Source organism: Pseudomonas sp. NFX71, assembly GCF_048079215.1.
In the GTDB taxonomy this organism is placed as follows: Bacteria; Pseudomonadota; Gammaproteobacteria; order Pseudomonadales; family Pseudomonadaceae; genus Aquipseudomonas; species Aquipseudomonas fluorescens_B.
Genome location: NZ_CP182230.1, coordinates 3,654,162 through 3,668,573, shown reverse-complemented (window position 1 = coordinate 3,668,573; position 14,412 = coordinate 3,654,162). Strand labels below are relative to the sequence as shown.

Below are 14,412 nucleotides of genomic sequence, written 5' to 3'. Positions count from 1 at the left end.
TAGTCACTGGAACGAAGCGCTGTCTACGGCGTGATAGACGTAGCGTCCACCGGTCATCCGCTTGATTTCTTCGAGGTAGTTGGAGTTCATCACAAACAGGTTGGCGCCTTCAGGCAAGGCGTCTATCGCCTCTTGGGGCGAGGACACGCGCGCGCCGCTCAGGGGCAGATAGCGCCCCTGCTTGGCCGGGTTGATATCCACCACGCGGTCCACCGCCACACCAGCCCGTTGCAGGAACAGCGAATAGATCACGCCTTTGGACGACGCCCCCCAGATCGCCGAACCCTGTTCCGGGTTTGCCTGAATGATTTGCACCGCGCGCTCGAGGCTGCCGGTGAAAGCTCGCGGCAGGTCCAGGCGTGGCACCGGTTGTTCCGGGGTCAGGCGCAAGGTCGCAAGATCCGCGACGATGTACAGGTATTGGCCACCGAACAGGTGCCCGGCCTCATGCACGGTGCCGAACATCCGGCGCAGGTCATCGAGGCGGAAATAATTGACGTGCTCATAGAACAGGTCGAACCAGGCGCGGTGTTCGAGGATCCAGTCGAAGCACGGCACCTCGATGTAAATCTGCCCGCCCTGATTGGCGTCGGCCATCTCGGCCAGAAAACTCACCGGGTCCTGGATGTGTTCCAGCACATGACGCAGCACGATGGCGTCTGCCGCCAGGCCGAGGCCACGGGTGAATGGCGCCTTGATCACGTCGGCGTTGTTGCCTTCGTAGGCCGGGTCGATGCCGGTGATGGCGTAGCCCAGACCTTTGAGCAGTTCGAGAAAGTAGCCTTTGCCGCAGCCGACTTCGATCAGTTCCTGCCCTTTGAAATGGCGAGCAATGATGCCTTCGACATCGCTCAGGTGCTTCTGGAACTGGCCCGAATGCGCCTGCTCGTTCTGGTAGTCGGCGTCGTAGCTGAGCTTGTCGGCATCAAAGACCTGATTGAAAACCAGCCCGCTCTTTTGATCCTGCACCAGCACCATGTCGGCGCTCGCCGAGGCCCTGGCTGACGCCGGGTCGGCAAAGGTCCGGTTCTGCAACACCGGCAGGTCGGCGACCCGATACAACTCATGCCTCATGCTCTGCTCCCAGTACCTGTTGCAAACGGTCCGCCACGCCCCAGAACGCCATCGGTTCGTGGGTCGGGTATGGGTAATGACCCAGGTTCAATTCGATCGACGCGCCACGTTCGCGCACACGCTGTTCGACCAGCGCCCGCACCGAAACCGGCTGGCCGCTGGCGCAATTGATCACACCGTCGAAGTCACGCTGTTGCATGATCGCAGCGAGGTAACCGGCAGCCGTCTCGATCGCCAGGTAATCGCGCAATTGTTCGCCGCCCGACATGCTGAAACGCTCGTCGCCGGCATCGATCGCCCGGTCCAGCGCTGCGAGCAGACTGTTGGGGTTTTGACCCGCGCCGTGCAGGTAAAACAGTCGCGCCCATTGCAGCGTGAACGGTTGAACCCGCTGCAGGTTTTCGAGGAACAGACGCAGGGTGTTTTTAGCCAACCCGTATGGGTTGCTCGGCTGCGGCGCGGTCTGCTCGTTGAGCGGCCCGCTTTGCATCCCGTATTCGAAGCAGGTGCCGGTGACCAGCACTTGGGGTACGCCCGCCTCGATCGCGCTCTTGATGAAGCGGTAATCGGCCATCAGGTTGTGCTCGAAGTGAAACAGCGCCTGATAGTTGGGCAAGCCAGGCCAGGCCAGATGCGCCAAGGCGTCGATGCCATCGGTCAATACGCCGATGTCCAGGTCTGCGCCGTGAATATCGGCCTTGATGAACTCCACGGCATTGATCCACGGCAAGCTCGCGGCGGTTTCGGCGTTGCGCGCCACCGCGCGAACTGCGCAGCCACGGGCGAGCAACGCCGCGACCAAATGGCGGCCGACGAATCCGGTGGCACCGGTCACCAGCACTTTCACAGGACGGTCAACTCAGGCACGGCGATCACGAAGCGGCCATCCCACTGACGCACCTGAGCCAGTTGCTGGCTGACTTCGTGCAACAGGTTCCACGGCAATACCAGCACGTAATCCGGTTTTTCCAACTCGATCTGCGTCGGCGAAACAATCGGAATGCGACTGCCCGGCAGGTACTTGCCCTGCTTGTGCGGGTTGGCGTCGGCGACCCAGGCCAGCAGGTCCGGCTTGACCCCGGCGTAGTTGAGCAAGGTGTTTCCCTTGGCGGCGGCACCGTAACCGACCACACGCTTGCCGTCGGCCTTGGCCTTGAGCAGAAAGCGCAGCAGTTCGTGTTTGATACGTTCGGCGGCCGGCGCGAGGGTCGCGTAGTACTCGGGGGTTTTCACCCCTGCGACGAGTTCGGCTTGCAATTGCCGAGCAACCGCAGGCTGCACGTCACGACGAACACCCTCACCCCGCTGGACGAAGACCCGCAACGAACCGCCATGGGTCGACAGCTGACTGACGTCAAAGACTTCCAGACCGTTGCGTTCGCACAATGTCTGCACAGCGGTCAGGGACAGGTAGGAATAGTGCTCGTGATACAGCGTGTCGAACTGCTTCCCGGCCATCAGCGTCAGCAGTTGCGGAAACTCGAACGTCGCCACGCCGGTCGGCTTGAGCAAGGTTGCGAAACCACCGAGGAAATCATTGATGTCCGGCACGTGGGCCAATACGTTGTTGGCCGCCATCAGGTCCGCGGACCAGCCTTCGCCGACCAATTGTGCAGCGGTGTTTCGTCCGAAGAACAACTCGCGGATTTCCAGGCCTTTTTCGCGCGCCGCTTGCGCCGTGCTGCGGGTCGGCTCAACGCCCAGGCAAGGGATGCCGCGACCGGCGACGTACTGCAACAGATAACCGTCATTGGCTGCGACTTCCACCACACGGCTGTCGGCGGTCAGGCCGAAGCGCTCGACCATCTCGACGACGTAGCGATCGGCATGCGCCAGCCAGGTGCTGGAGAAGGAACTGAAATAGGCATACTCGGCGTCGAACAGGCTGTCGGCGCTGGTGTAATCCTCGGTTTGCACCAACCAGCACTGCTGACACACCGCGACCTTCAGAGGCACCCATTGTTCGGCCTGTTCCAACTGATCGGCACGGACGTAGGCGTTCGACGGCGGCGAGGTGCCGAGATCGATCAGCGGCAAGGCCAAAGGAGTTCCGCAACCACGGCAGTTCATAGACGCACTCCAGCGAAGCGTTCATCGAGCAAGGGATGGCTGCCGTCCCTGACTGACAAATTATTGACAGGCAATGGCCAGGTAATCGCCAGCCGTGGATCGTTCACCGACAAACCACCTTCGTGCTCCGGCGCGTAGTCGGCGCTGTGCAGGTAAAGCAACTCGGCGTCATCGGTCAGGGTCTGGAAGCCGTGGGCGAACCCGGCCGGAATCAGCAGACTGCGACCGTCGCCAGCCCGAAGGTGTTCGGCGTGCCAGTGCAGGAACGTCTCGGAGTCGGGGCGCAAGTCCACCGCCACATCCCAGACTTCCCCGCGCAGGCAGGTGATCAGCTTGGCTTCCGGTGCGTTGGAGTTTTGGTAATGCAGGCCACGCACACTACCCCGCTCACGGGTGCAGGAATGGTTGATCTGACGAATATGAAACGGCTGGCCAAAGGCACTCAGGCTGCCTTCGCAGAACAGTCGGGCGAAGTGCCCGCGATCATCTTCGAAGCGCTTGTGCTGCACGCTGAACAAGCCGTTCAGCGGCAACGCTTTCAACAGGAATTCGCTCACAGCGCGCCTCGGTACAGGTTCAACTGACCCAACGTGATGGCACGCATGTCGTCGCCGTTTTGCCAGGCCAGGTGCCAATCGAGGGTCTGGGTCAGGCACTCCTGTAACGACCAGCGCGGTTGCCAGCTCAACAGTTGACGGGCGCGGCTGCTGTCCAGGCGCAACAGGCCTGCCTCATGCAAATCACTGGGTTCGATGCGCAATCCGCGCGCTTGAGGCCAGCGGTTGGCGAGCAGTTCAACCACTTCGCCAACGCTGCACATGTCCGCTTCGCTCGGGCCGAAGTTCCACGCACCGGCGAACTCGGGGCCCTGTTCATAGAGACCGGCGGCGAGCTGCAGATAACCCGCCAAAGGTTCAAGCGCGTGCTGCCACGGGCGTACGGCCTGCGGGTAGCGCAGGGTCACCGGCTCGTCCGCCGACCAGGCCTTGAGCACGTCGGGGATCAGGCGTTCAGGCGCGAAGTCACCACCGCCCAGCACGTTGCCCGCGCGCGCCGTGGCCAGGGCCAGGCCGTGCTCGGCATAACGCTCGGACGGGAAGAACGACGCGGCGTAGGACTGCGCCAACAGTTCGCAGCAAGCCTTGCTGCTGCTGTAAGGATCGTGGCCACCGAGGGCTTCGTTTTCGCGGTACGGCCATAACCATTCCTGGTTGGCGTAAACCTTATCGGTAGTGACCAGCACGCAGGCGCGCACGCCACCGACCTGACGGATGGCTTCAAGCAGATTGAGGGTGCCCATGACGTTGCTGGAATATGTCCCCAGCGGATCGCGATAGCCTTCGCGCACCAACGGTTGAGCCGCCAGGTGCAGGACGATTTCCGGTTGGGTTTCGGCAATCAATTCCAGCAACGCGCCCAGGTCACGCAGGTCGCCGCGCTGATCATTGATGCCCTCGTGAACACGCGCCAGCTCGAACAGGCTCGGTTCGGTCGAAGGATCAAGGGAAAAACCGCTGACCTCGGCCCCCAGGCTTTGGAGCCAAAGGGTCAACCAACTGCCTTTGAAACCGGTGTGGCCCGTCAGCAGAACCCGCTTGCCGCGCCAGAATTCCGGACTCAGTCCCATTGCTTCCATGGGGCCTCCCCGCTCAGCCACAACTGCTCAAGGTGGTTTTTATCGCGCAGGGTGTCCATCGGATGCCAGAAACCGTCGTGCTGAAACGCTTGCAGCTGTTGTTCGTCGGCCAGCGCGGCCAGCGGCTCGGCCTCCCAGGAGGTCTGGTCGTCGGCAATGTACGGCAACACTTTTGGCGACAGTACAAAAAACCCGCCATTGATCCAGCCGCCGTCACCGCGCGGTTTTTCAATGAAACCTTTGACGCTGTCGCCGTCGCGCTCCAGGGCGCCGTAACGACCCGGTGGCTGCACAGCGGTGACGGTCGCGAGTTTGCCGTGAGTCAGGTGAAAGTCCACCAGGGCGCCGATATTAAGGTCGGAAACGCCATCGCCGTAGGTAAAGCAGAACGCCTGTTCGCCTTCAAGATAACGTGCGGCGCGACGCAGGCGGCCACCGGTCATGGTGTCTTCGCCCGTGTCGATCAGCGTCACGCGCCATGGCTCGCTGTAATTCTGGTGAACGTCCATGCGGTTATTGCACATGTCGAACGTGACGTCGGAGGTATGCAGGAAGTAGTTGGCGAAGAAGTCCTTGATCGCGTAGCCCTTATAGCCCAGGCAAATCACGAAATCATGGATCCCGTGAGCGGAGTACTGCTTCATGATGTGCCAGAGAATTGGTTTACCGCCGATTTCGATCATCGGTTTGGGCTTGAGATGAGACTCTTCGCTGATACGCGTGCCGAGACCGCCCGCCAATATTACTGCCTTCATAACCTTCCTCTTGTTCTTTGCGCGGTCACACGGCTTAACCGGAGCTGCAGACCGTCAAATTCAAATCGTTGCGCGCAGCCAATGGGTCGTTCACGCAAACAGAAGTGAAGGATTTATGGCGATATGGGAGAGGCCTGCAGGAAATGAGCCAATTGTCCGACACCCACAGGTGGGATACAGAGCGACGTAGAAGGAGAAAGTGGCAGGTCGAGTACAAGGGGCTGAAGGATCTGCCCCCTGTTAGTCAGCCAGCCAGCCCCAGACCCAGTGTTGAAGGTTGTCGTCGCGCAACATGAAGTCCCGTAGCACCGCTTCACGCAACTCGTCACCCATGCGGTAACTGGCAACCGGGTCGGAGAGATGCGTTCGAATCGCCTCCCGCCATTCCTGCGTGCTATTGCTGTATACCCGGGTGCAGGGCAGGTAACCGCGGTAAGCTTCGGTATCGGTACAAATTACCGGGTAACCGCAAGCACCGTATTCCAGCAGACGCAGGTTGCTTTTACAGTCGTTGAAGATGTGAAATTCCAGCGGTGCCAAAGCCAGATCAAGGTTCAGGCTAGCCAGCTTCGCCGGATAATCCTTCAAGCCGACAGCGGGGTGAAATTCGTGGATATAGGGCCTGAGTTGATCCGGGCACATCCCGAAAAACACCCACTCGACTTCGTCTGCCAGCTCGCGCACCACCTCGGCGATCACTTCCAGATCGCCGGTATGACTGGTGCCTCCTCCCCAACCCACTCGTGGTTTGCTCGACGTCTCGCGCCTACTGTGCAGCCCGCTCCACAAATCCTGTGCCAGCATGTTCGGCACCACGCGAATATCGTGATGCATTCCGGACAAGGCCTCAGCCAGAGGCTGAGTGGTGACCACAAGCCGATCACACAAACCGATCCCGCGACGGAGTAAAGCTTCGGTGTTGGCTGGTTTGTTGCGCGCATGGACATTTTTCTTCGGCGCACTGACCACGTAATCGTCGAGTTCAAAAATCCGCAACGCACTGGAGTACTTCTTGATTTGCTCCAGTTGATTAACCGGCCCTTCGCTGTAACGCCCCTGGAAGACGATGACATCTGGCGACATCCGCTCCAGCTCGACAACCGATGGCATTTCGAATGCCAGGCGCCCGACTATCCGCCCAGCCGACTCCAGCTCGTTGAAGGGCTGGCTGACACGGTAATGTCCGACCGCCGTGGTGTTGATCGGCAACCCCAGAATTGACGGCAGCGTGCGCGAACAAAAGGGATTCCAGCTTCCGCGCGCACCGGGCTCCAGACTGAAACTGGAGACCCCAAGGCTCAAGTTAGGGTTGTACGCAGGATCTCTGGCTATCTCTGGCAACCATTTGACGTAAAACGCTTCCTGTTCAAGCTCTCGCACTTGTTGCTCGTGCGGGTCGCCTGGCCCATCTTGGGTATCCAGCAAAACCACAGTGGAATAAGGCGTCCACACCACCAGATAACCGTCTTTGCCAACCCTCAGACAAAGGTCCAGATCACTAAGCCCCAAAGTAAAAGCAGCCTCATTGAACTGCCCGACGGTGTCGAAGACTTCCTTGCGCACCATCAGACAATTGGCACTGACTGCACTCCAGTTCTGCACCACCTGCAACCGTTGCAAATAACCACGGGCGGTCGCTGACTCACCAACGAAAGGTGAACTGGCCGGCCCTTGCAAGCCCAGTACCAGACCAGCTTTAACGATAGCCCCCTGCGGATTGAGCAATTTGGCGCCCACCACCCCGACCTCCGGCCGCTGGGCATGATTGAGCAACTCATCCAGCCAGTCGCTGGAACAGATCACGCTCCGCGCGCTGAGCAGCAACAGGTACTCACCTCGAGCGTGGAGTGCGGCGAAGTTATGGATCGCTGCTTCATCAACTGCACGGGAATAGCTCAAAACCCGCAGCATATCGGAACCCAGCTGGGACATCGCCGCCAGCCAGCCGGCCATGGCCGAATCATTACTGCCCCCATCGACAATCAGTATTTCGTAATGACTGTAGGCGGTCTTTTCAATCAGACTTTCAACGCAACGCTGCAAAGCAAAGAGCTGGTCCCCTGCCTGAATGATGATCGAAACCAAGGGGCGATGGGGATGTTGGTAATCAATACGATTGAGCAACGGCAACGGGTGGTGATGCAGACGATGGGCCACGCCAATGCGCTGGAGGTGCGCAGTCAGCAGACGCGGATTGCCCTCGATCACATCTGCACGTGAAAGCCATTGAGCAAAACTTGAAAGCGACTCAAGCTGGATTTGCGCGATGTGCCCGATAGCCTGAGGCCCGATCTCTTCTACCAAACGCCAAAGCAGATCGTGCGGGGACAGTTCTCCCTGCGCAGGGTCAAAGCCACCCAGGTTGATGACTTGCTGCCGCTCAAACGCCAAGGTGCGCCCAACATAGGGGTACCCGCGCATCAGATCCAGATTGAACCCCGGCTTGAATACCGGCTCGCTCGACTCACCGTCAACAAAAGTGCCTTCATCACTGTATAGACAGCGGACGCCAGGAGAAACAGCGATACGCTCTGCCAGCAGCAGCAAAGCCGACTCGACAAGCCGGTCACCGGAGCGCAACAAATAGAACCAATCAACGCCCTCCAATTGCGGCAAAAACGCGTTCACCTGTTCGACCCAATTACCCTGCAAGGGCAACTGCAGAACAGCGCGATCGAGCTCGCGCTGCGTATTGGAGATCAGTACCACAGCCACGGGTGAATAGAGCTGAGAGGCAAGACTTTCCAGCGTCAACTCCAGCGCCGCTGCGTCACCCGTCTCATCGACAATGATCGGCACTATCTGGGGACGGCTCGACCAGCTGGCGATTTTCTGCGGTAGTAATCGCTTCTGAGTCGCAGAGAACTGTCGGCAGCTCAGCCAGTCACGATAAAGTTCGGCGTAACTTTCACAACCAGCCCCAACCTTGAAACCAATGGCTGTCTGCACATTGTTCAACACTCGCAACAGACCCAGCTCCTCCCACTGCCTCGGCACTTCATCCGTGACCTTTCTCAGTTCCTGATAACGCACCCAGCCATGAGCAGGAGCCGCTTCACCGCTGCGGGCAGCGAGCATTTTCAACAACCAGACCAATTCAACAGCACGAGCCTTGAGAACACCAGGTTGTTTGCCAAGGCGCTCCGGACCAAGACGCTCGACGCTCAGAACCGAATTGAGCATCACCATATTGCCGCGTCGAAGCAGGCATATGAACAACGCAAAATCCAAAAGCGCAATGAATCCTGCTTCCGGTTGCACCAATACCGGCAGTAACTCCAACACGTCAGCCCTGCGCATCAAGGCAGCGCTGAAGTTGCCCATGAAGTTTCTCGGTACGCTCTCCAGAATCGCGAGTATATCGTCGCCTTTAAACAGCGAGTCATTGGTACAAAATCGACTGTTCTCCAGACGTACCGGCAGCATAAAGTCGTTGGTATCGCTCAATAGACGCTGGGCAAAAACCAGGTTGACTTCGGTTCGCTGTATCAAGACTTGCGCCTGCAAACCAATACTCTGGATAAAGAGCCTGTCGTCATCACACAGCACTTTGATGAACTCACCTCTGGCTTCTTTTACACAGCGCAGCAGGTTTTGCTGCAACCCCTGACGCTGAGAGTTGCGCGAGTAACGAATCGGGTGAGCCGGCTCGACAATGGACTGGACTATGTCGCGAATTTCCTCATCGGGCGAATCATCGCAGATGACGATCTCAACGTGCTCATAGGTCTGTGCAAGCGCACTTTCCAGCGCTTGGCGGAAGAAGCGGGAATTGAAGGCAGGAATGACAATGCTGACTAAAGGACGTTGATTCACGATGAAACTCTCGAGCGGCAGGCCTCAACCCTTTCAGGAAAAGGCCCGGAGCCGCTTAGGATAGGGCAGTTAGCGGCTTAACAGGCACAGACTCAGATCTTGTTGAACAAGCCCAGCTGAGCAATCTTGCTGAATGCAAGTTGCGAGGCTTGCAACATGGTTTGTTGCAAGGTCAGACGGGTCATCACTTCGGCGGGATCGGAATCGCGAATCGATGATTGAGTCTGGGCGTTGGCCAGGGTAAGACTTTGGTTGGTGTCGCTTTGGGTCTCCAGGGCCGATCCACGACCACCGACCGAACTCAGCGCGCTGGACAACTGATCGGTACCGCTGGCCAAATTACCCAGGCCCGACGCCAACGAAGCCTGAAGCTTCTGGGCCGCGATCGGGTCGCCATTGGTTGGCGTGCTCAATGCCGTCTTCAGCTGGTTCACCGTGTCCAGAATATTCTGGGTTTCGTGCGTATTGACCGCCACGCTGAACTCGTCGCCCGCACCCGGCGCATCTGGCGCAGCGGTCATGGTAAAGCTCACTCCCGATGCGGTAGCGACGTTGCCCACCATGGTGCCACTGGACACTGGCTTGCTGTTAGCCGTCATCGGCGCTGCGTACAAATCGAACGCAGTGGCGCTGGTGAACTTCACGATAGCCGAGCCGCTCGGGAAACTGGCGTGATAATCGGCCGCGTTGGTGACGCTGCTGGCCGTCACCTGCGCGCCCGTAGCGTTGCTCGGGCTGCGGGACGAGGTGAAAGAATCAGGTTTGGCCGCCAGAGTGAATGTGTGCCCCGGCAAATCGGCCGCCGCGACATCGCCGGCTGCCAGATTAATGTTCAGCGTCAGCTCTATACCACGAAAAGTCACAGCCTGGCCGGCTTTGCTGGTGGGGTCGAACGTGCCGCCCTGGCTGGCTTCCGAGGTCCGGTCGACGCCGCCCGAGTCGGTGATTCTCAACTGGGTGCCGCTGATGATTTCCACGGTATACGGTTCGCCGCCCCGGAATTTGTTGTTGTAAGAGACGTCCGACGAGACCTGACCGTTGCTCAGTGCCACTTTGTTGCCGTTCACGCCGGCAGCCGTCATGGAGGTCTGGGTGCGGCTCGTATTCAACGCCTTCTGGAACGTATCCCAACCCGTGCTGTTAGTGGCCATCGACATGGTGTCGCCGATTGCCAAGTCGAGGGTCACCTGGTCGCCGTTGTAGCTGTAAGTGCCATCACTATTGCGCGAGAACGGCGCGGTTTCGCCTTTGGAACCGGCGAAGATGTACTTGCCGTTTTCGTCCTTGGTGTTCATCAGACTCAGCAACTGCTCTTCAATCTGCCCCAACTCTGCTGCGGTGGACTGACGATCGGCATCGGTGTAACCGGCGTTGCCGGCACTGACGGCCAGTTCCTTGGCGCGGGTCAGCACGTTGTTGATGCTGGTCATTACCGCTTCGGTCGTGCCAAGAGTGGCCTTGAGGGTGTTGGTGTTGGCGGCGTACTGATCAAGCATCGAAGCCTGCTGACCCAATTGCAGCAGACGCGACGCGCCGACCGGATCATCGGCGGCCGTGTTGACGCGAACCAGGCTGCTCGCCTCTTCGCTGCTCTTGACCACGTTGGCGAAGTTCTTCTGATAGTTCGCAGCAGAGGACTCGTAAAACTGGGCGGTAGAAATGCGCATGGGCTACGACTCCTTAAAGACTGTTGATCAGTGTGCTGAAGATTTCCTGCGCAGCCTTGATGATCTGCGAGGACGCGGTGTAGTACTGCTGATACTTGACCAGGTTGCCGGTTTCCTCATCGAGATCGACACCCGAGAGCGAGTCGCGCGCGCCCTTGGCATTGGCCAGGATGGCGCCGGTCGCCGCGCTGTCGAGCTTGCCCTGTGCCGCCTTGGAACCCACGCCCTCGACCAGTTTGCCGTAGGCATCGTTCAGGGAAATACCTTTGCTGGCCGAGCCGGTGTCCACGGTCTGCGCGGTCTGCAAATTGGCCAGTGCGGTGCCGTTACGGTTGTCCAGACTGCCCGGTTGGCTGAGCGAGACGTTGATCGCCGCGCCATTGCTTGGGGCACCGGCGATGGTCATGTTGAAAGCCGCGGTGTACTGAGTGGCCGGCGCAGGCGGGATCGGCGTACCCGTGGCATCCGTGAGCGGAATGCTCAGGTTCAGGGTGTTGGTCTCACCGGGCTTGATGGTGCCGGCACTGATCACCCCACCCTTGGCATCCAGGAACTGGTAGGCCTGGCTGGTGCCATCGGCGGACACCGCACCAAACACGACCTTGGTCGGCGTGGAGTTTTTCAGGCCGTTCTGCATCGCGGTTGTGGTCGCCGCGTCGTAGATGTCGAACTTGGTGGTCAGGGTCGGTTGACCGCTGGCCGGAATCGATAGGGTGCCGCTACCACTGCCGCTCGCTGCAATAGCCGCGCCCAGGGGTGCCGCGATGGCCAGACGCTTGGAGTCGGTCATCTCGGTCTTGATGTTCGCCGCCGCATCGCGGGTCGGAGTGATCTTGAAGGTGTCGCCTGCCGTGGCAGACGCCGCGTTGAACTTCAACTCAAACCCGTCGATGACCGGTGCCGTTGCCGGCGGTGCCGTGCTGAAGGTGCCCATGGGCGTGTTGTCCGGCAGGCGTTGAACGGTGTAGTCGGTCGCGGTGGTGAACGTGACCTTGTAATCGTTAATGGTCAGCTTGCCAGTGTCCTTGATGCTCACATCGAAGTTGCCGGCGCCCACGTTGCTGGTGGCGGCGATGCTGCGTTCAGAGACCAGCTTGGCCGAATTGATGTTGGTAAACAGGTTCGAACCGAAGGCACCGTTCTTGTCGATGCCCTGAGCCTGAAGGCTGTTCATCTGATCGGCGACGACCAGCGCTACACGCCCCAGTTCGTTCATGGCCGGGTCCAGCACCGTGCTGCGATAACGCAGCAGACCGCCGATTTCACCGCCGGTCATGATCGACGTGATGTCGATGGTGCTCGAGCCGCGATTGAGCTGCAGCGCCAGACGGCCCGGGTCTTCCTTGCTTGGCACCGTCTCGAGTTTGCTGGACGTGTTGCCTATGACCAGCGGCTGACCGCTGCCCAGGTAAATGTCGAGGCTGCCTTCACGCTCCACCACTTGCGCACCGGTGAAGGTCGACAGTTGGCGCACGGTTTCGTTACGCGCATCCAGCAGGTCGTTCGGCATGCCGCCGGAGCTGGAAATCTCGGAGATCTTCTGGTTCAACTGGGCCACGGTGGCGGCCAGCTTGTTGACCTGATCCGCCATGCTCGTCAGGTTGCCGTTGATGTTGGCATTCTGTTCGTTGAGCTGTGTGGAGACCGAGTTGAAACGGTTGCTCAAGGCCTGGGCATCGCTGAGCAGCAACTGGCGGGACGCATCGTCACCCGGCTTGGCGTTGACGTTCTGCACCGAGGCGAAAAACTTGGTCAGTGCGCCGTTCAGGCCGGTGCTGGTGTCGGAGAGCAACTTGTCCAGCGGCGTGACCTGATTCAGGTAGGCGGCCGAATCGCTGTTGAGCGAAGTGGTGGTCTGCAACTGCGCATCGAGGTAGCTGTTGTATACGCGGCGCACATCGGCCAGCGTCGTGCCGGTGCCGATGTAGACGTTACCGAAATGCTGAGAGGCTTTGGTGCCCTGCACTGTTTGCTGGCGCGAGTACCCGGCGGTGTCGACGTTGGCAATGTTGTTGCCGGTGGTCATCAACGAGGATTGGCCAGCGGCCAGACCCGACATCCCGATATTGAGCAAACTCATGGTTCGACCTTAATCCTTGTGCCTATAAAGGCGTGGTGGAAACGCCCGCCGCAGCGTAGTTCTGGTAACTCGTCATCTGCTTGGCTATCTGCGAAATCTTGCTCGCGTAGTCCGGGTCGGTTGCATAACCGGCCTTTTGCAACTCGCGTACAAACTGTTCTGGGTTATCGGCCGACTTCACGACATCTTGATAGCGATTGTTGGTCTGCAGCAAAGTCACAAGGTCATGGAAGCTGTCCTTGTAAGAGTCGTAGGAACGGAACTCGGCCGTCTCCTTGACCATCGCGCCATTTCTGAATTCGCTGGTGATCGCGCGCGCCGAATTGCCCTGCCAGTTGCTGCTGGCCTTGATGCCGAACAGGTTGTGGCTGCTGCTGCCATCCTGTGCGCGCATGACCGACTTGCCCCAACCGGTTTCCAGCGCCGCCTGGGCCACGAGGTAACGCGGATCGACCCCGATGCGCTCGGCGGCTTCCTTGGCCATCGGCAGCATGGTGTTGACGAATTCGTCGGCGGAGCTGAAGGCTTTCTTCGCTGGCGCCAGGGGGATTTGCGCCATGGCACGACCATGAATCTGCAGCCCGCCGTTCGATGCGGCCTGGGCATTCGCCAGCCAATCACCGTTGTACAACGGCCCTGAACCGGTAAGCGTGGTGCGCTCCGGCAATGGCGCCTTGTTGACAGTCGTGGCCGTAGTCGTGGCCGAAGGCACCAGGCCTGCCAGCAGACGGTCAGCCAGTTTCGGCGGCAACGCCAGACGTCGCTGATTGATCAGCGCCATGTCATTGCGGTGCGTGCCGTCGCCTGCTGCCTGCGGTGCATGGACCGAGCGCGACGCCCACAACGGACGCTCGCCATTGAGGCGCGACAACGGTCCGTTGGTGGCAACCGTGCCGGCGGCAATCGGCGTTTCTGCGGCGGCTTTCGCGGCCGCCTGCTTGGCCGCCGATGCGGCAGCTGCTTCGCCCGGCGCCATCGGTTTGTTCTTCGACATCTGGCGCATCAGCACGTCCGCCAGGCCGATACCACCACCCTCGCGAGACATGGAAACGGCCAACTGCTGGTCATACATTTCCTGGTATTGCTTGGCGGCCGGGGTGTTGAGCGGATTGTCCTCACCCAGGCTGTCGGTAGCCTTGCGCATGGACTTGAGCATTTCACCGAGGAACAGCGACTCGAATTCCTGCGCCACCTTGCGCATGTTCCCGTCACTGTTCTTGTCACCGACCTTGAGCTGGTTCAGCCTGTTCAGGTCCGAATAGGAACCCGAATCGTTGCTGCTGACACCCAGACCACCCTTGCGCATATCCATGG

General features: G+C 59.6%; 10 protein-coding genes. All 10 read right to left on the bottom strand.

Features of this window, described 5'->3' with window-relative positions; genetic code table 11:
* Positions 1–3 precede the first annotated feature (3 nt).
* The 10 genes from ACM1ZW_RS16910 to flgJ all read right to left on the bottom strand — a co-directional run bounded on the left by ACM1ZW_RS16910 (position 4) and on the right by flgJ (position 14,410).
* Positions 4–1,074, bottom strand: a complete 1,071-nt coding sequence (locus tag ACM1ZW_RS16910; protein ID WP_416738926.1) for a class I SAM-dependent methyltransferase — start codon at positions 1,072–1,074, stop codon at positions 4–6.
* Entirely contained in the window at positions 1,064–1,921 is an 858-nt protein-coding gene (locus ACM1ZW_RS16905) for an NAD-dependent epimerase/dehydratase family protein (protein ID WP_416738925.1), read from the bottom strand. Before ACM1ZW_RS16905 ends, ACM1ZW_RS16910 begins: the two co-directional genes overlap by 11 nt.
* Positions 1,918–3,144, bottom strand: coding sequence for a methyltransferase domain-containing protein (locus ACM1ZW_RS16900; protein ID WP_414878501.1), 1,227 nt, complete (start codon positions 3,142–3,144; stop codon positions 1,918–1,920). The genes ACM1ZW_RS16905 and ACM1ZW_RS16900 overlap by 4 nt, the downstream gene beginning before the upstream one ends.
* A complete protein-coding gene (locus ACM1ZW_RS16895; protein WP_416738924.1) occupies positions 3,141–3,701 on the bottom strand; it encodes a dTDP-4-dehydrorhamnose 3,5-epimerase family protein in 561 nt (186 codons plus the stop codon). Before ACM1ZW_RS16895 ends, ACM1ZW_RS16900 begins: the two co-directional genes overlap by 4 nt.
* The gene (rfbG, locus tag ACM1ZW_RS16890; protein WP_414878499.1) at positions 3,698–4,780 is read right to left on the bottom strand and encodes a CDP-glucose 4,6-dehydratase; all 1,083 of its coding nucleotides are present in this window, start codon (positions 4,778–4,780) and stop codon (positions 3,698–3,700) included. The genes ACM1ZW_RS16895 and rfbG overlap by 4 nt, the downstream gene beginning before the upstream one ends.
* A complete protein-coding gene (gene rfbF / locus ACM1ZW_RS16885; RefSeq protein ID WP_008035281.1) occupies positions 4,762–5,535 on the bottom strand; it encodes a glucose-1-phosphate cytidylyltransferase in 774 nt (257 codons plus the stop codon). Before rfbF ends, rfbG begins: the two co-directional genes overlap by 19 nt.
* Before the next feature lie 240 nt (positions 5,536–5,775).
* Positions 5,776–9,351 carry a glycosyltransferase gene (locus ACM1ZW_RS16880; protein WP_416738923.1) on the bottom strand — a complete coding sequence of 1,192 codons (3,576 nt, stop codon included), beginning with the start codon at positions 9,349–9,351 and terminating at the stop codon, positions 5,776–5,778.
* A gap of 92 nt (positions 9,352–9,443) precedes the next feature.
* On the bottom strand, positions 9,444–11,018 hold the full coding sequence (locus ACM1ZW_RS16875; protein WP_416738922.1) for a flagellar hook-associated protein 3: 1,575 nt from the start codon (positions 11,016–11,018) through the stop codon (positions 9,444–9,446).
* A gap of 13 nt (positions 11,019–11,031) precedes the next feature.
* Positions 11,032–13,098: a flagellar hook-associated protein FlgK gene (gene flgK / locus ACM1ZW_RS16870; protein ID WP_017337159.1), complete on the bottom strand. Its 2,067-nt coding sequence runs from the start codon at positions 13,096–13,098 to the stop codon at positions 11,032–11,034.
* A gap of 22 nt (positions 13,099–13,120) precedes the next feature.
* A complete protein-coding gene (flgJ, locus tag ACM1ZW_RS16865; protein ID WP_017337158.1) occupies positions 13,121–14,410 on the bottom strand; it encodes a flagellar assembly peptidoglycan hydrolase FlgJ in 1,290 nt (429 codons plus the stop codon).
* Between the last annotated feature and the right edge of the window lie 2 nt (positions 14,411–14,412).

Coding starts and splice junctions, on each gene's coding strand:
- ACM1ZW_RS16910 (WP_416738926.1), bottom strand. CDS start 1,074: ATGAGGCATGAGTTGTATCGGGTCGCCGACCTGCCGGTGTTGCAGAAC.
- ACM1ZW_RS16900 (WP_414878501.1), bottom strand. CDS start 3,144: ATGAACTGCCGTGGTTGCGGAACTCCTTTGGCCTTGCCGCTGATCGAT.
- rfbG (WP_414878499.1), bottom strand. CDS start 4,780: ATGGAAGCAATGGGACTGAGTCCGGAATTCTGGCGCGGCAAGCGGGTT.
- rfbF (WP_008035281.1), bottom strand. CDS start 5,535: ATGAAGGCAGTAATATTGGCGGGCGGTCTCGGCACGCGTATCAGCGAA.
- ACM1ZW_RS16875 (WP_416738922.1), bottom strand. CDS start 11,018: ATGCGCATTTCTACCGCCCAGTTTTACGAGTCCTCTGCTGCGAACTAT.
- flgK (WP_017337159.1), bottom strand. CDS start 13,098: ATGAGTTTGCTCAATATCGGGATGTCGGGTCTGGCCGCTGGCCAATCC.
- flgJ (WP_017337158.1), bottom strand. CDS start 14,410: ATGGATATGCGCAAGGGTGGTCTGGGTGTCAGCAGCAACGATTCGGGT.